Origin of the sequence: Mesorhizobium sp. KR9-304, from assembly GCF_040049215.1 — a bacterium.
GTDB lineage: Bacteria > Pseudomonadota > Alphaproteobacteria > Rhizobiales > Rhizobiaceae > Mesorhizobium_K.
In genome coordinates this window covers 1,944,891-1,960,504 of record NZ_JBDZDN010000001.1, presented here as the reverse complement: position 1 = coordinate 1,960,504, position 15,614 = coordinate 1,944,891, and the positions used below count along the sequence as shown (strand labels likewise).

Sequence of the window (15,614 nt, the reverse complement as noted above, 5' to 3'; positions counted from 1 at the left end):
CCTGCGGACAATCTGAAGAGGCGTAGCCATGATACTCGATCGCGCAATCACCGTTGTCGGCGCCCATGCCGAGGGCGAAGTCGGACGCGTCATAACGGGCGGGGTGCTGCCGCCGAAGGGCGCGACGATGTTCGAGCGCATGCAGAACCTCGAGAAAGACTCCTCGTGGCTGCGCAACATGCTGCTCTTCGACCCCAGGGGCAGCGTCAACGCGGCGGTCAATCTGATAACGCCGCCGATACGGCCAGACGCCGATCTCGGCATGCTCGTGATGGAATCCGACTACTTCGTGCCGATGTCCGGTTCGAACCTCATCTGCACCGTCACCGTGGCGCTCGAGACGGGCATGATTGCAAAACGCGGCGCCGAGACGGTGGTTCGCGTCGACACGCCCGCCGGCCTCGTCGAGGTCGTCGCGGACTGTTCGGGCGACAAGTGCCGGCGCATCACCTTCCGCAACGTCCCGTCCTTCGTCATGCACAGGGACAAGCACGTCGAAGTGCCGGGCCTCAAAACGCTTCGCGTCGACGTCGCTTATGGCGGCATGATCTATTGCATCGTCGACACCGCCGATGTCGGCGTCGGGCTGCGCCGCGACGAGGCGCGCGATCTCGTCGCGCTCGGTGAGTTGATAAAGAGCGCGGCGGCCGAGCAACTGCCCTCCGTCCACCCGGAGAATCCCGAGATCCACACGATCAACCAGACCGAGTTCGCGGGACCTCTGGAGATCGTGAACGGAGTGAAGACCTCGAAGAACGCGGTCGTGGTCTCGCCCGGCCGCCTGGACCGCTGCCCGTGCGGCACCGGGACCGCGGCACGCATGGCGCTGCTTCACGCCCGCGGCGAACTCGCCAGCGGCGAGCGCTTCGTTCACACGTCGATCCTCGACACGGAGTTCCAGTGCCGCATCGTCGGCGCGGCCACGACCGGAAACGTGCCAGCCATCATTCCGGAGATCTCCGGACGGGCATGGCTGACCGGCATCAGCCACTATGGCGTCGATCCGGAGGATCCTTTTCCTGAAGGCTACCGCCTGTCGGACAGCTGGTTCCAGTAAGGCACAAGGCGGGTCGGACGTGGCCGGCGCCGAGATAATCCGCACCAACTTCCAAGAGGCGAAACGATGCTGCTCAAGGGCTACAACTGGCTCAACCCGCCGCTCAGACACTCGTTCGAAGGCAATGCGCTGCACGTCGAAACGGGAAAGGAAACCGACTTCTGGCGGGAGACGTTTTACGATTTCTGGCGCGACAGCGGTCATTTCCTCTTCGCTCCGATTGCGGGTGACTTCACCGCCGAGGTGACCGTCGACGGCCGTTACGAGGTGCTCTACGACCAGGCTGGGCTGATGGTGCGCCTCGGCGAATCCCACTGGATCAAGGCCGGCATCGAATACACAGACGGGGAGATGTATTTCTCGACCGTCGTGACGAACGACACGTCGGACTGGTCGCTCATCAAGATTCCCGCCGCCGACAGCGTGAGGATCCGCGTCACTCGGCATCACGAGGCGATCCGGGTGCAGTATCTGGACATCACGGACAACCGCTGGAAGCCGGCGCGCCTCGCCTATTTCCCGCCGACGGCGTCTGTCGATGTCGGCATCATGTGCTGCTCGCCGCAGCGCGAAGGCTTCAAGGTGTCGTTCAGCGATTACACGATCGGCCCGCCCATCTCGCGCGAGCTTCACGACTAAGCTGCTCGAAATCAACAATTTCTGCCGCGCAAACGGGCAATCGCTGGCGGTTCACGCTGGACGGACTTGAAGACATATTGTAAGATTGGATACATTAGACGCATTGCTGCGTTTCAGGAGAGGTAAGCACGATGTCCCAATGGAAGGGCGTTTTCCCGGCGGTGACGACCAAACTCAACCAGGATGGTTCGATCAACATAGAAAAGACTCAAGCGAGCATCGATCGCCTGATCGGCAATGGCGTGTCCGGCATCATCGTGCTTCCCATGCTCGGCGAGAACGCGTCGCTTCAGCCGGAGGAGCGCGAGGCGGTGGTGCGTGCGGCCAGGGAGGCCGTTCAGGGGCGCGTGCCTCTGCTTTCGGGCCTGGCGGAGATTTCCACCGCCAACGCGGCCGCCGCCGCGAAGCGGTACCAATCGTTTGGCGCCGAAGGCCTGATGGTTTTCCCGAGCCTCGGCTACAAGACCGATCCGCGCGAGACCGCTGCCTGGTACAAGGCGATCGCCGGAGCGAGCGACCTGCCGATCATGATCTACAACAATCCGATCGCCTATGGCGTCGACGTCACGCCGGCGATCCTCAGAGAACTCGCCGATTGCCCGAGCATCGTCGCCGTCAAGGAAGAGACGGGCGACGTGCGCCGCGTGACGGACATGTACATCGAACTCGGCGACCGCTTCGCGATCTTCTGCGGCGTTGACGACCAGATCGTCGAGAGCATGTCGCTCGGCGCCGTCGGCTGGGTCTCCGGAATGACCAATGCGTGGCCTGCCGAATGCGTGCGCATTTTCGACCTTTGCGCGGCCGGCGACTATGAGGCGGCGCGGACGCTCTACAGGGTTATGACTCCGTCGTTTCATCTCGATACACACGTCAAGCTCGTTCAATATATCAAGATGGCCGAGCACCTCGTCTATGGCGCGCCGGAGTGGACGCGCGCGCCACGCTTGCCGCTGACCGGCGCGGAACGGGACCGCGTCATCGCGACCATCGAGGGTACGATCAAGCAATTGGCGAACGGCAAACTGCTCTCCGCTGCGTAACCGGTCGCTAACGCTCCGATGTCTTTCTGACGAGACGGTGAAATGAAACCCCTGTCACCCATCGAGCCGTCCGAGATCGACAAGATCAGGAAAGTTGCCGCCAGCCTCAACGCATCCTGGATCGGCGACCGCATGACGGCGGACGCCAGCGCCGAGACCCGGCAGATCATGGCACCCTTCGGCGGCGAAATCATCGCCGAAGTCAGCTTCGCCAGCGAAAACCAAGTGGATCTCGCGGTGAAGGCGGCGGCGGCCGCGCTCAAGGGACCATGGGGCGCATTGCAAGGCGACGGCCGGGCCGCCCTGTTGCGGGCGCTCGCCGACGCGATCGAGGAGCGGGGCCTCGAGTTCGCCTTGCTCGAGAGCCTAGATGTCGGCAAGCCGATCCTGCACACCGTCAACGACGACGTGCCGACCACGCTCGGCGTCCTGCGCTGGTACGCGAGCCTGGTGGAAACCGCCTACGATCTCAGCCCCTCCCGCCGCAAGGGCGTGGTCAGCCAGATCATCCGCGAACCGCGGGGCGTCGTCGGCATCGTCTTGCCGTGGAACTATCCCCTCACCACGCTAGCACTGAAAATCGGGCCGGCGCTCGCCGCCGGCAACACGATCGTCTGCAAGCCCGCCGACGACACGCCGCTGACGACGCTGCGCCTCGCCGAGCTTGCCTTCGAGATCGGGTTCCCTGCCGGCGTCATCAATGTCGTGCCCGGCTCCGGCGCCGTGGCGGGCAAGGCGCTCGGGCTGCACGGTTCGGTCGCCGCCATCAATTTCACCGGCTCCACCGCGACCGGCCGACGCTTCCTGCGCTATGCCGCCGATTCGAATCTCAAGGAGATTTCGCTCGAATGCGGCGGCAAGAACCCGGCCATCATTCTGCCCGAGGTGCGTTCCATCGAGCGCTACGCCGACGACATAACGACCGGCTTCCTGATGAATTCGGGCCAGTTGTGCTCGTCCATTTCACGCCTGATGGCGCCTGCCCATCTTGAAGACGAGGTCCGTTCGGTTCTGGCCGCCAGGATGAAGGATTGGCAGATCGGCGACCCGTTCGACACGGCAACCCGCATCGGCCCGCTGGTGAGCGACATCCATGCCGCGAAGGTGCGCGGCGCGATCGACGGGGAGAAGTCGCGCAACAACGATCTGATCGTCTCCCAGGCCGGCGTCGTCGGACATTCCGAGAGGCTCGTCGAGCCCGTCGTGTTCTTCGACGTGGACGAGCAGTCCGAGGCCTGGACGGAGGAGATCTTCGGACCGGTGCTTTCGGTACGCTTCTACGACGATCTCGCGGACGCCACGCGAAGCGCCAACGACACGCCCTATGGCCTGAGCGCCTATCTGTTCGGTTCCGACCCTGACGCAATCCGCCAGGCTTCGATCGATCTGGACGCCGGCTTCATCGCCGTGAACGCGTTTTGCGAAGGTGATTTCACGACTCCTTTCGGAGGCTTCAAGACATCGGGATTTGGCGGCAAGGACAAAGGCATCCATTCGCTCGACCAGTATTCGCGCACGAAAAGCGTGTGGTGGGCCACCTGAAGCACGGGATTGGCCGACCGTCTCGCACGGCTTCCGCCGGAGGCCTGGAATCATGCGGACCTCGAATTATGCGGAATCGTGTGTAAACTGGTCCGCAGCCAGTTGGATGCAATATATTGGTTGTATAGGGTCATATGTTGAGTTGAACCAACCCGGAAGCATCGACCATGTCGACCCAGGCCAAGCCATTGCTGCAGCGGCAGACCGTCACGGCGATGGTGGCCGACTATATCGCGTCGAAGATCATTGGCGGCGACTACCCGGGCGGGCACCAGATACGCCAGGAAGCGATCGCGGCCGAACTCGGCGTCAGCCGCATACCGGTCCGTGAGGCCCTGCTGCAGCTCGAGGCGGACGGGCTGGTGGTGATCCGCACCCATCGCGGCGCTGTGGTGTCGGATCTGTCCGCCGACGATGCGATCGACCTCTTCGACGCCCGCCTCCTGCTGGAGCCGTTTCTCGTCCGCAAGGCGATGGCTCGTATGTCGGACGAGGATATCTCCAATGCCGGCCGCGCGCTGAAGGACTATGAAGACGCTATTCCGCGAGGCGACCCCAAGGAACTCAGCCGCCTGAACTGGGCTTTCCATATTGCGCTGCTGTCCCCGGCGATGCGTCCGCGGTCGCTGGCGGTCGTGCAAACCTTGTACAATTCCGCCGACCGATACCTGCGCTTGCAGATCGAACCGATCAAGGCGCAGACCAAGGCGCTGCATGAACACCGGGATATTTTCGAAGCCTATCGGGCGCGCGACATCGTGCAGACCTCGAAGCTCCTCAAGAAGCACGTCTCCGATGCTGCCGAGGAAATCGTCAGCCAGTTGAAGGCCAGCGAAAGCCTGGCTTAGCCGGAGCGGCGTTCCGCCTCCTTCCTCGGGTCCCTCAAGCCGATCGTAAAGATACCCTTTGTGGGGCTGCGCCCTTGACTCTCCGCCAAAGATGTATCCAATATCCCATAGTCAATCCGGCAATAAGAGAGGAACGATAATGTTTGACGAAATCGGCAGGAAGGGTTTGGGGACCTCCGTCAGCCGCCGCGCGGCGCTGGCAGGGCTGACCGGCCTCGCGGCAGGCGCGACATTGGTCAGGATATCGTCTTGGGCGCAGGCCGCGCCGAGCGGCGCGCTTCAGGTGATGGCCTGGGAGGGATACGACCTCAACGCTCAACTGACCGACTGGAAGGCCGCCACCGGCGTTACCATCGAAGCGACGTCGATCGCCAATCAGGACGACGTTCAGGCGAAATTCGTGGCCGGCAATCCCCCGCCCATCGATCTTGCCGAATACAACCAGGCCTATGCCGACCTCTATATCCGGGAGATGAAGATCGTCACGCCGATCGACCCGGCACAGGTCCCCAACTACAACGCCGACAACCTTTTCGGACAGTTCTACGACCAGCCGACATGGTTCGCCGACGGCAAGCTGTGGGGCTCGCCCTACATCTGGGGCTTCAACACGCTGCTCTACAACAAGGACAAGCTGGCGGCGCCGAAATCCTACGCGGACCTCCTCGATCCCGCATTGAAGGGCAAGATCGCGATCATGGACGACACGGTCAGCTCCTGGCCGGTCGCCGCGCGGGTCGCCGGCCTGGGTGCGAAGTATCCTCTGCTGACCAAGGACGAGCTGGCCCAGACCTTCGCCGAATTCGCCAAATACCGCGATCAGGCGCGCGTCATCGCCCTCAACCAGGGCGAGCTGCTCAACCTGATGGTGTCGGGCGAGGTCGTGGCGGCGCTGTGCGCCGACCCGTCAATCCTGGGACAGGCCGAAGAGCAGAATGTGAAGATCGAGATGGCGCTGCCCGAGGAAGGGCCGGTATTGTGGGTCGATGCCTGGTTCATTCCGATTTCCGCCGACAATATCGAGGCTGCTCACGCCTTCATCAATCAGTCCCTCGATCCCAAGATCCAGGCCGAGGTGGCGATGGCCGTCGTCCAGGCGCCAGTGTCCAAGAAGGCCGTCGAGCTGCTCGATGAGAAATCTCGCGCGCGCATCGACTATGGCTCGATCGACAAGATATTCGCGGCCGGACTGCCCGGCATTCCGCCGCGCGCATCGGACACCCATGCGACCTATGACGACTGGGTCGCCGCCTGGCAGGAATTCAAGGCCGGCATGTGAAGATGGCCTGATGCGCCCGGCGCGCTACGGAAGCACATCGTGAAACTGTCCAACGAGATGACCGGAAGGCTGCTGGCGGCGCCGGCAGCCTTCTACATGCTGGCATTCTTCGTGGTGCCGACAGCGATTCTGTTTGTCTACAGTTTCTGGACGGCGGCGTCCTACAGGATCGTTCCCGACTTCGTCTTCTCCAACTACCTGAATTCGCTGGCGTCACCGCTGTTCTGGCGCGTGACCGTCAACGCGATCGTCATCGGTCTGGTGACTGCCGCGGCAACGCTGCTTCTGGCTGTGCCGGTAGCCTACTACCTGACTTATGTTAGCCGCTCTCAGGCAATCCTGTATCTCATCCTGATCACATGGTTCTCGAGCTACCTGGTGCGCATCTACGCGTGGCGCACGCTGCTCGGCACCAGCGGGGTGCTCAACACGATCCTGCTGCAGTTGGGGCTGATCGATGCACCGGTCGAAGCATTGCTGTTCAGCAGGTTCGCCGTCGCGATCACGCTGGTCCACGTCTATCTGCCGCTCTGCATCCTGATGGTGGTTTCCTCGCTGAGGGACATCAAGCCCGAACTCGTCGAAGCATCGCGCGACCTCGGAACATCGCCGATCGGCGCCTTCTTTCGGGTCATTGCCCCCAACGCGGCCAACGGGCTGGTGAGCGCTTTCATTCTGACCTTCATCCTCGTCGCCGGAGACTATGTCACGCCGCAGATGCTCGGCGGCTCCTCGGGCCAGACGACCGGGCTGCTGATCGCCGACCAGTTTCGCAAGACTGGGAACTGGCCGCTCGGCGCCGCGCAGGCCTTCATCATGTTCGCGGTCTCCGGCATTCTCTACGCCGTGATTGTCGTTGCAGGCCGCACCACGGGGCTCCTGCCGGGACGCAAGCGGCTTAGGCATTGGGAGGCGGCCGGCCAATGATCCTAAGACTGACTGTCTGGCTGGTTCTCGGCTTCCTGATCGCCCCGATCGCGATCATCGTGCTTTTCTCGTTTCACGCCTCGCCGGCCCTTTCGTTTCCATTCCAGGGCCTGAGCCTGCGCTGGTACGCCGAGATGCTGGGCAATGCGCAGTTGGGCAACGCGCTGCTGAAGAGCCTGGTCATCGCCTTTGCTACAGCCGTCATCTGCCTGGTGCTCGGTGCCGCGGCTGCGCTCGCCTGGCTGCGCGTCGGCCGGCGCACGAGAACCGTGCTGGCAGCGCTCTGGCTGACGCCGATCGCGCTTCCCGGCCTGTTCGTCGGCGTATCGCTGCTGGTGCTGTTCGCCCAGCTCGGCATCCAGCTGTCGACCGTCTCCATCGTCATCGGCCATGTGGTCATTGCATTGCCGGTCCTCATCCTGACCATGCGCGCGCGGCTTTCCCTGTTCGACCCGTCGCTGGAGGAAGCGGCCCGCGACCTCGGCGCCAATCAGTTGCAGGTGTTCCGGAATGTGACGCTGCCGCTGATCATGCCGACGCTGCTCGCCGCCTCCATACTGGCGTTCGCAGTGTCGTTCGACGAATTCATCGTCACGGTATTCGTCGCCGGGACCGAAACCACATTGCCGATGTATATCTGGTCGATGATGCGGCGGACCGTGACCCCCTTGATCAACGCGGTGTCGACGCTGGCGCTCGTCTTCTCCATCGTGATCCTGTGCATCGCCTGGGCGATCGGGCATTTGAAGCGCAGGACGGCGATTGCAGCACGGACACCCACATGAGATTTGAGATGCCCACACAAGCTGTCATCGAAGCCGTCGGCGTCGGAAAATCCTTCGGCACCTTCCAGGCGCTGTCTGATATCAACCTGTCTGTCGGCGTCGGCGAGATCGTCACGCTGCTTGGCCCCAGCGGCTGCGGCAAGACCACCCTCATGCGCCTCATCGCCGGCTTCGATACGCCGAGCGTCGGAACGATCAGCATCGACGGGCGCGATTGCGCCAACCAGCCGCCCGAGCGGCGTCCGGTAAATATGGTCTTTCAGCGCTATGCGCTGTTTCCGCATCTCGATGTGTTCGACAACGTCGCCTTCGGCCTGCGCGTGCGCGGCATTCCGGCGGCCGAGGTCAGGGCCCGCGTCGAACGGATGCTTGCCATCGTCCAGCTGGAATCCCTGGCAGGCCGCGGCATCACCGAGCTGAGCGGCGGGCAAAGCCAGCGTGTGGCGCTCGCCAGAGCCCTGGTCAACGAGCCGAAAGTGCTCCTGCTGGACGAGCCGCTTGCCGCGCTGGATCTCAAGATCAGGCAGCACATGCTGATCGAGATGAAGCGTATCCACGCGGCGACCGGCGCAACCTTCGTCTACGTCACGCATGACCAGGACGAGGCGATGGTGCTGTCGGATCGAGTGGTGCTGATGGAGAAGGGGCGGATCGTCCAGGTCGCGCCGCCCAGAGAGATGTATTCGCGGCCGGCCTCGCTCTTTGCCGCGAAGTTCCTCGGGGAAACCAACCTGTTCGAGGCCATTGTCGATAAGGAATCCGTGGAATCGGGGACGGCGCGGGCCGGATTCGCGGAATTCACTGCGGCCGGCGCCCGTTTCGAAGGCTTCGGGAAGGGCGACCGTGTCATAGTGTCGATACGGCCGGAGGCTTTTGCCTTTTCAGCCGGTCCCGAACCGGCCCAATCGGTTGCGGTGACCGTCGAGGAGTCGGTCTTCATGGGAAGCCGCAGCTTCTACACGGTGCGTGTGCAGAATGGCGAGCGCGTGAGGGTTCAGATCCAGAACAGCCAGGCGCGAAAGCTGCCTGATGTGGGCGACGCGGCGACGCTCTACTGGTCCGCCGAGGATGTGATCTTCCTCCGGCCCTCCTGAAGGACCTGAGACCATTCTGCTCTAGGCCTTTTCGACGAGAACCCGTGAATGGGTCGAAGCCGATTTGCGGACCGCGTCGAGGACGCGCATTCCGGCGACCGCATTCTCGATCGGCCAGGGCTGGGGCGTGGCGCCGCGCACCGCGCGGGCGAACTCTCGAACCTCGTGCTCATATTGGTTTGCCGGCGGGAAGGTCAGGACTTCGACATCCGTGTCGTTGAGGTCGGCGCGGCCCCGAAGCCGTATCACCGTCTCCTGCTGGGCCGAGGGCCAGACGGCAATGGGGATCTCCATCCACCCTTCGCTGCCGATCACCACGATCCAGTGCGCCCATGCCTGCAGCAGCGCGCCGCTGAACAGAAGCGCGCGGTCATCAGGGAATTCGAGCATCCCGGAAACGGCGATGTCGACGCCGGCCGGGTTGTTCTTCTGGAATGTCGCCGTTGCAGCCACGGGTTCGTCCTCGAACAGGAACCTCGCGGCCGTGATCGGGTAGACGCCGACATCGCCCAACGCGCCGCCGCCCAGCGCCGGATCGAAGCGGATGTCGCCGGGATTGTCGTTGAGAACGCTGTACGTCGCATGGATCTGCGTGACCCGGCCGAGCCTGCCGCTGCGGACGATCTGGCGAGCGGCGAGCCAACGCGGATGGTAGCGCACCATGAAGGCTTCCGACATCTGAACGCCGGTTTCCCGCTGCACGTCGATCAGCTGGCGCGCTTCCGCCGCATCGAGGGCTATCGGCTTCTCGCACAGCACGTGCCGCCCCGCGCGCGCCGCCGCGATCGTTTCCTCCACGTGAGCGCTGTTGGGCGTTGGAATGTAGACCGCCTCCACGAGCGGGTCCGTCAGCATTTCAGCCAGCGAGCCATAGTGCCGCGGTATTCCGAACTCGGCGGCAACGGTAGCGGCTTTCGCCTCGTCGCGGGAGGTGATGGCGACGACCTCGCATTCCGGTACGGCCTGCATGGCCGGGATGACCCAGTCCCTCGCTATCCTGGCCGTCGAGACGATGCCGAAACGAACAGGCGTCATACTGGATGCTCCTTGCTGGATTTTGCATCCAATATTCAACATCGATTTGCGGGGTAGTCAATCGCGATCCTGTTGGGGGCGTTGCGTGCATGCGGTAGGAATAGAGCGGCTGACCGGGACGGCATGAAACGCCGGTTCGCGGACCGGATAACCAGAACGTCAGCGCTTGAAGACCGCCGCGGGGTCGATGTTCGCCTTGAAGGCCGTGTAGCCGCTGTCGACGACATGGATGCCGCCGGTCATCGAGCGCGCCTCGTCGGATGCCAGGAAAACCGCGAAGGCCGCGACCTCCTCGGGATCCATGATGCCCATCAGGTGCAGCGATTCGATCGCCGCGCGCTCTTTGTCGTCGTCGAGGAAGACGCTCTGGTGCGGCGTCTTGACGAAACCCGGGCAGATGGCGTTGACGCGCACGCCTTCCGGCGACAGGCCGGCGGCCATCGAGCGCGTCATCGACACGACGCCGCCCTTGGCGGCCGTATAGGCGTCGAGCCCGGCCTGGCCGACCAGCGCGTCCACGGTGGCGGTCAGGATGATCGAACCCGAACGCTGTTCCAGCATCTTCTGCGCGACGTATTTCGCCGTGAGGAACGTGCCCGTCAGAACCAGCCCGACGATGGCGTGCCAAGTCTCTTCCGGCAGCTCGGTGATGCGGCGGTCGTGCTTGTTGACCAGCGGCACCGAGACCGCGTTGTGGAAGAGCACGTCGATGCGGCCGAAACGCTCGACCGAGGCGGCGACCATCGCCTGCACCGAGGCGGATTCACGGACGTCGACCCGGACCGCGAGCGCTTCGCCGCCGGCCGCCTCGATCTCACGCACCACCGTTTCGGCGCGCGCCGCATCGATGTCGGCAACGACGATCTTCGCGCCTTCCCGTGCCATCAGCATCGAGCCGGCCTTGCCGATACCCGACGCGCCGCCGGTGATGAGCGCGACTTTCCCTTTCAACCGCCCCGCCATCTTCCGCCCTCAGCCGCGATAGCGCGTGAGCTGCAGCGCGATCACCGTCGAGCCGATGGTCAAGAGCAGGATCAGCGTGCCGATGGCGTTGACGGATGGCGTGAGACCGGTACGGATCATGCCCCAGACCAGAGTCGGCAGCGTGTTGCCGGTGCCTATGGTGAAGAAGGTGATGATGAAGTCGTCGATCGACAGCGCCATGGCGATGAGCGCAGCACCGATCACCACCGGCCGGATGATCGGCAGCGTCACCGTGAGGAAGGCCTGCAGGGGGCTCGCTCCGAGGTCGCGCGCGCTTTCGACCACGCGCGGGTCGAAATTGACCATGCGCGCATGCACGATGAGAACCACGAAGGGCTGCGCGAAAAGCACGTGGCTGAGGATGACGGTCGGCAGGCCGAGCTTAAGGTCGATGCTGACATAGAAGGAGAGCAGCGCCACGCCGAGCACCAGGGGCGGCAGCATGACGGGCAGCGTCAGCAGCGCCATGATGATGGAAGCACGACGTTTCGGCATCGCGGCCAGCCCCATGGCGGCCAGCGTTCCGACGATCGCCGAGACGATTGCGACGCAGACGGCGATAATCAGGCTGTTGGCCAGGGACGGCCAGAACTGGCGCGTCACCACCATCTCCTGCCACCAGTGGAACGAGAGCGCCTCGATGGGGAAGTTGGTCAGCGTGCGCGAGGTGAAGGAGAAGACGACGAGCAGCAGGATAGGCGACAGCAGGAAGACGATGAAGAGGACGGCGACGATGCCCCAGAAGATGTTGGAACGTGCGTTCATTGCCGGCTCCACAATGCGATCAGCAGGCGGAAGAGATAGATGATGACCACGGCGGCGATCAGCATGACGATCGACATGGCGGCGCCCAGCGGCCAGTTGAACTGCGCGCCGAACTGCGGCGCGATCAGATTGCCGATCATCGTCAGCTTGCCGCCGACAAGCAGCGGCGTGACATAGTCGCCGCCGACCATCAGGAAGACGAAGCTGAAGGCGGCGACGATGCCGCTCTGGCAACGCGGGACGATGACCGTCGAGAGTATCGGCCAGCGGCGGGCGCCGAGGTCGCGGGCCGCTTCCACCTCGCTGTCGGCGATGCCGCGCATCGACGCGTAGATCGGCAGCACCGCGAAGGGCAGGCTGAAATGCATCAGCGTCAGCACGACCGCCTGCGGGCTATAGAGCAGCGACGTGATCGGCGATGAGATGATGCCCGCCGCCATCAGCGCGCTGTTGAGCACGCCTTCATTGCCCAGAATCGTTTTCCACGCATAGATCTTCATCAGATAGCCGCCGAACAGCGTGATCAGCACGATGAAGAGCAGCACCTGCGCCCATTTGCCGGCGCGGAAGCGGGCGAGGAAGGCAAAGATGAAACCGAGCGCTGTGGTGAGCAGCGCGGTGGCGGTGGCGACCACCACGGTGAAGCCCATCACGTGCCAGTAATTGGCGAAGACGTCGCGATAGTTGGAGATCGTCGGTTCCGTGCTCAGCTCGAAATATTCGACCTGCCAGAAGCTCAGCACGACGAAGAACGCCATCGGCGCGATGAAGAGCACGCAGAAGATCAGCGCCGACGGGGCGACCAGCCAGTAGGTCGATCTGTTTTCCATCTGTCCGGAACGCAGGAGGAGACGGGAGCTCCGGTCCTAACCGGAGCTCCCTTTTAGTCTTACGCGGCCTTGAAGCGCTCGTAGGCCTTCAGCCAGTCGCTGAAGGTTGTGAGATCGCCTTCCGGCTCGACAGGCGGGAAGCCGAAGAAGCTCGCCTTCTTGCCGTAGTCGGCGATGTCGTCGTACGGGTAAAGCGCGCGGATATCAGCCGGAAGGGCTGCGACCGCGTCCGCGTTGACGATCGCCTGGATGGCGACTTCGGCGAGGCGCTTCTGTCCCTCGACGCTGATGACCCGGTTGCACAACTCGTAGGCGGCGTCGAGGTTTGGCGCGTCCTTGGCGATGCAATAATTGTCCAGCCATGCATGTGTACGCTCCGACGGGTAGGCGTATTTCACCGCCTTGCCCTTGTCGGCGCAGAACTTCACCATCGTCTCCCAGCCGTTGAAGGTGATGGCGACATCGCCGCGCGCGATGGCGTCCGAGAGATCACCCCAGCTCGCCGCGACGACTCGCGACTGCTTCTTCATCTCGATCAGGAAATCGATGGTCTGTTCGAGTTGGGCAGCGTTGATCTTGGTCGGCGTCTGCGTGCCCGTCGCGACCAGCGCGCCGATCATCATGTTGCCGAGCGGATCGTCCATCATGCCGACCTTGCCGGTGAATTCCGGCTTCAGCAGATCCTTCCAGGATGCGGGCGGCGTGGCGAAGACAGCGGGGTCATAGACCATCGGACCGCCGCCCCAGGTGAACGGCACACCGTAGAGCTTGCCGTCGACGACGATGTTCGGGTCGTTGCGGAAGATCGGCATGACCTTCTCGAGGTTGGGCACGCGCGAGACGTCGATCGGCTGAATGAGGTCAAGCTTCACCAGCAGCGGGATGTAGCCCATGTAGGGCGTGACGATGTCGATGGTGCCGATGCCGCCGCCCCTGAGCTTGGCGACGATCTCGTCATTGTTGCCGATGTAGGTCGTGTTGAGCGTTATGTCCTTCGACTTGAGGAAGTCGTCGAAGGCGACCGGGTCGTCGTAACCCTGCCAACCGACGAAGTTGACGGATGTCGCCGCCCGCGCGCGCGTTGCCGGCAGCCCGATCGCTGCCGCAGCCGCCGTGGCGGCCAGTGCCTGGGTGAAATGGCGTCTTGTCAGGCTAAGGCCTGACGGCTTCGATTTGTCGCTTCCCATTTTGCTTCTCCTGTTTTTGCTTTGTTGTCTTCCCGATATTCCCTCGCGGCTGCGCGGCCTCACGCGCTGACGACGCGGTGCTGCCGCAGCGCCCAGCCGAGCCTCACACGCTCACCCGCAACCGGCCGTGGCGCGGCCGCTGCATCGAGGTGAACGATCACGTCGTGCCCGCCGGGAATGCCGACCGTGCATTTGATATGGTCGCCGAGATAGACGGCGGCGGCGACGGCGCCCTCGATCTCGACATCCGACTTTTCGCCGGACCCTAGCAGCCTGACCGATTTCGGACGCACCACCGCGGTGACCGCGCCGTCGGGGCCGGCGTCGGCAAAGACCGGCCCTGCCGCGAGCTTCACCTCGCCGGCCTTGCGTTCGCCCGGCAAAAGGTTCGCATCGCCGATGAAGGTGGCGACGAAGCGGGTCGTCGGCGCGGCATAGATGGTTTCGGCGTCGCCTTCCTGCTCGATACGGCCGGCGTTCATCACCGCGATGCGGTTGGCGAGCGACAGCGCCTCGCCCTGGTCGTGCGTGACGAAAACGAAAGTGCCGCCGAACTCCTGGTGCAGGCGGCGGAGTTCGTCCTGCATGACATGTCGCAGCTTGAGGTCGAGCGCCGCGAGCGGTTCGTCGAGGAGCAGCACTTTCGGTCTGAGGATCAGCGCGCGCGCCAGGGCGACCCGCTGCTGCTGGCCTCCGGACAGGGCTGTCACCGAGCGGTCCGCGAATTCGGTCAGTCGCGACTGGCGCAGCGCATCGGCCACGCGGTCGTCGATCTCGGCCTTCGCCTTCTTCTGAAGCCGCAGTCCGTAGCCGACATTCTGGCGCACGGTCATGTGCGGGAAGAGACCGTAACCCTGAAAGACAGTGTTGGTAGGCCGCTGTTCAGGACCGATGCGCGTGACGTCGCGGCCGTCGATCTCGACCGTGCCTGATGTCGGCGCAACGAAGCCACCGATGATGCGCAGCAACGTCGTCTTGCCGCAGCCCGACGGCCCGAGGATGGCGACAAAGTCGCGCGGGAAAATGTCGAGATCGAGCGGCTCGACGGCGGCCAGGTCGCCATAACGCTTCGAGATGCCGCGCAGCTTGAGAAGCGCAGGCGACCCTCCTTGCGAGGATAGCGTTTCTGTCCGGGTCTGGAGCGTCATCTTGCTTTCCGCCCGTCGGCTGAGCTTGAACGAGCCGCTTTCGGATACGTTTTCACATGAAGCGCGGGCTTGTCCACATCGACGCCGATACGCTGTTCGGCGAGCAGTGCCCGCGCCTGACAGTCCGCAATGGGCGGGCGACAGACAAAAAAGTCATCCCTCATCATCGCGCCAGCCCGCAGCACGCCGACAACATGTTCGTCGCCGCCAGCTTCATGTAGCGCGGCTGTCCGGCTGCATTCTTGATGAGTATGCTTGATGACTCGCTGCCGATGCAATGCAGCGACGTCGCACATTGCCGGGAAGCGCCTGAGATCGCCGCTCCAATCTGACGCGGAAAATGTTGGCGTCATGGATTTTATCGTCGCCGCAGACGCACAAACGTCGTGTCGTGTCGCGGAGATTGCCACGCAAGTTGACGCCACTCGGCCTTGCCCCAACACAGCCTGAT

16 protein-coding genes are annotated in these 15,614 nt (G+C 63.5%); 10 read left to right on the top strand and 6 right to left on the bottom strand.

Annotation, left to right across the window (positions count from 1 at the left end; all coding sequences use genetic code 11):
• Positions 1–28: 28 nt before the first annotated feature.
• From ABLE71_RS09395 to ABLE71_RS09355, 9 genes are all read left to right on the top strand, one after another.
• Complete coding sequence (locus ABLE71_RS09395; RefSeq protein WP_348783073.1) at positions 29–1,057, top strand: proline racemase family protein; 1,029 nt, start codon at positions 29–31, stop codon at positions 1,055–1,057.
• A gap of 66 nt (positions 1,058–1,123) precedes the next feature.
• Positions 1,124–1,696, top strand: coding sequence for a DUF1349 domain-containing protein (locus tag ABLE71_RS09390; protein WP_348783072.1), 573 nt, complete (start codon positions 1,124–1,126; stop codon positions 1,694–1,696).
• A gap of 131 nt (positions 1,697–1,827) precedes the next feature.
• On the top strand, positions 1,828–2,739 hold the full coding sequence (locus tag ABLE71_RS09385; protein WP_348783071.1) for a dihydrodipicolinate synthase family protein: 912 nt from the start codon (positions 1,828–1,830) through the stop codon (positions 2,737–2,739).
• Between the two features lie 42 nt (positions 2,740–2,781).
• On the top strand, positions 2,782–4,281 hold the full coding sequence (locus ABLE71_RS09380) for an aldehyde dehydrogenase family protein (protein WP_348783070.1): 1,500 nt from the start codon (positions 2,782–2,784) through the stop codon (positions 4,279–4,281).
• 167 nt (positions 4,282–4,448) lie between these two features.
• Positions 4,449–5,129 carry a GntR family transcriptional regulator gene (locus ABLE71_RS09375; RefSeq protein WP_348783069.1) on the top strand — a complete coding sequence of 227 codons (681 nt, stop codon included), beginning with the start codon at positions 4,449–4,451 and terminating at the stop codon, positions 5,127–5,129.
• 139 nt (positions 5,130–5,268) lie between these two features.
• A complete protein-coding gene (locus ABLE71_RS09370) occupies positions 5,269–6,408 on the top strand; it encodes a PotD/PotF family extracellular solute-binding protein (protein WP_348783068.1) in 1,140 nt (379 codons plus the stop codon).
• A gap of 39 nt (positions 6,409–6,447) precedes the next feature.
• On the top strand, positions 6,448–7,335 hold the full coding sequence (locus ABLE71_RS09365; RefSeq protein WP_348783067.1) for an ABC transporter permease: 888 nt from the start codon (positions 6,448–6,450) through the stop codon (positions 7,333–7,335).
• Positions 7,332–8,120, top strand: coding sequence for an ABC transporter permease (locus ABLE71_RS09360; protein WP_348783066.1), 789 nt, complete (start codon positions 7,332–7,334; stop codon positions 8,118–8,120). Before ABLE71_RS09365 ends, ABLE71_RS09360 begins: the two co-directional genes overlap by 4 nt.
• Before the next feature lie 8 nt (positions 8,121–8,128).
• A complete protein-coding gene (locus ABLE71_RS09355; protein ID WP_348783065.1) occupies positions 8,129–9,214 on the top strand; it encodes an ABC transporter ATP-binding protein in 1,086 nt (361 codons plus the stop codon).
• Between the two features lie 21 nt (positions 9,215–9,235).
• Here the strand turns inward: ABLE71_RS09355 and ABLE71_RS09350 are convergent, their stop codons facing one another.
• The 6 genes from ABLE71_RS09350 to ABLE71_RS09325 all read right to left on the bottom strand — a co-directional run bounded on the left by ABLE71_RS09350 (position 9,236) and on the right by ABLE71_RS09325 (position 15,163).
• Positions 9,236–10,249 (bottom strand): Gfo/Idh/MocA family oxidoreductase, encoded by a 1,014-nt coding sequence (locus ABLE71_RS09350; RefSeq protein ID WP_348783064.1) that lies wholly within the window; start codon positions 10,247–10,249, stop codon positions 9,236–9,238.
• Between the two features lie 159 nt (positions 10,250–10,408).
• Positions 10,409–11,200 carry an SDR family NAD(P)-dependent oxidoreductase gene (locus tag ABLE71_RS09345; protein WP_348783063.1) on the bottom strand — a complete coding sequence of 264 codons (792 nt, stop codon included), beginning with the start codon at positions 11,198–11,200 and terminating at the stop codon, positions 10,409–10,411.
• A gap of 21 nt (positions 11,201–11,221) precedes the next feature.
• Positions 11,222–11,998: an ABC transporter permease gene (locus ABLE71_RS09340; RefSeq protein WP_348783062.1), complete on the bottom strand. Its 777-nt coding sequence runs from the start codon at positions 11,996–11,998 to the stop codon at positions 11,222–11,224.
• The gene (locus ABLE71_RS09335; protein WP_348783061.1) at positions 11,995–12,828 is read right to left on the bottom strand and encodes an ABC transporter permease; all 834 of its coding nucleotides are present in this window, start codon (positions 12,826–12,828) and stop codon (positions 11,995–11,997) included. The genes ABLE71_RS09340 and ABLE71_RS09335 overlap by 4 nt, the downstream gene beginning before the upstream one ends.
• A 59-nt stretch (positions 12,829–12,887) precedes the next feature.
• On the bottom strand, positions 12,888–14,015 hold the full coding sequence (locus ABLE71_RS09330) for an extracellular solute-binding protein (protein ID WP_348783060.1): 1,128 nt from the start codon (positions 14,013–14,015) through the stop codon (positions 12,888–12,890).
• 59 nt (positions 14,016–14,074) lie between these two features.
• Positions 14,075–15,163, bottom strand: coding sequence for an ABC transporter ATP-binding protein (locus tag ABLE71_RS09325; RefSeq protein ID WP_348783059.1), 1,089 nt, complete (start codon positions 15,161–15,163; stop codon positions 14,075–14,077).
• A 56-nt stretch (positions 15,164–15,219) separates the two neighbouring features.
• On the opposite strand from ABLE71_RS09325, the gene ABLE71_RS09320 reads away from it, so the two are divergent.
• The gene (locus ABLE71_RS09320) at positions 15,220–15,384 is read left to right on the top strand and encodes a hypothetical protein (protein ID WP_348783058.1); all 165 of its coding nucleotides are present in this window, start codon (positions 15,220–15,222) and stop codon (positions 15,382–15,384) included.
• Positions 15,385–15,614 lie beyond the last annotated feature (230 nt).

What these genes read in the sequence shown, in the direction of transcription:
- ABLE71_RS09370 (WP_348783068.1), top strand. Translation starts at nt 5,269, where the DNA reads ATGTTTGACGAAATCGGCAGGAAGGGTTTGGGGACCTCCGTCAGCCGC.
- ABLE71_RS09395 (WP_348783073.1), top strand. Translation starts at nt 29, where the DNA reads ATGATACTCGATCGCGCAATCACCGTTGTCGGCGCCCATGCCGAGGGC.
- ABLE71_RS09320 (WP_348783058.1), top strand. Translation starts at nt 15,220, where the DNA reads ATGAAGCGCGGGCTTGTCCACATCGACGCCGATACGCTGTTCGGCGAG.
- ABLE71_RS09335 (WP_348783061.1), bottom strand. Translation starts at nt 12,828, where the DNA reads ATGGAAAACAGATCGACCTACTGGCTGGTCGCCCCGTCGGCGCTGATC.
- ABLE71_RS09385 (WP_348783071.1), top strand. Translation starts at nt 1,828, where the DNA reads ATGTCCCAATGGAAGGGCGTTTTCCCGGCGGTGACGACCAAACTCAAC.
- ABLE71_RS09340 (WP_348783062.1), bottom strand. Translation starts at nt 11,998, where the DNA reads ATGAACGCACGTTCCAACATCTTCTGGGGCATCGTCGCCGTCCTCTTC.
- ABLE71_RS09375 (WP_348783069.1), top strand. Translation starts at nt 4,449, where the DNA reads ATGTCGACCCAGGCCAAGCCATTGCTGCAGCGGCAGACCGTCACGGCG.
- ABLE71_RS09360 (WP_348783066.1), top strand. Translation starts at nt 7,332, where the DNA reads ATGATCCTAAGACTGACTGTCTGGCTGGTTCTCGGCTTCCTGATCGCC.
- ABLE71_RS09330 (WP_348783060.1), bottom strand. Translation starts at nt 14,015, where the DNA reads ATGGGAAGCGACAAATCGAAGCCGTCAGGCCTTAGCCTGACAAGACGC.
- ABLE71_RS09350 (WP_348783064.1), bottom strand. Translation starts at nt 10,249, where the DNA reads ATGACGCCTGTTCGTTTCGGCATCGTCTCGACGGCCAGGATAGCGAGG.
- ABLE71_RS09380 (WP_348783070.1), top strand. Translation starts at nt 2,782, where the DNA reads ATGAAACCCCTGTCACCCATCGAGCCGTCCGAGATCGACAAGATCAGG.
- ABLE71_RS09390 (WP_348783072.1), top strand. Translation starts at nt 1,124, where the DNA reads ATGCTGCTCAAGGGCTACAACTGGCTCAACCCGCCGCTCAGACACTCG.
- ABLE71_RS09355 (WP_348783065.1), top strand. Translation starts at nt 8,129, where the DNA reads ATGCCCACACAAGCTGTCATCGAAGCCGTCGGCGTCGGAAAATCCTTC.
- ABLE71_RS09325 (WP_348783059.1), bottom strand. Translation starts at nt 15,163, where the DNA reads ATGACGCTCCAGACCCGGACAGAAACGCTATCCTCGCAAGGAGGGTCG.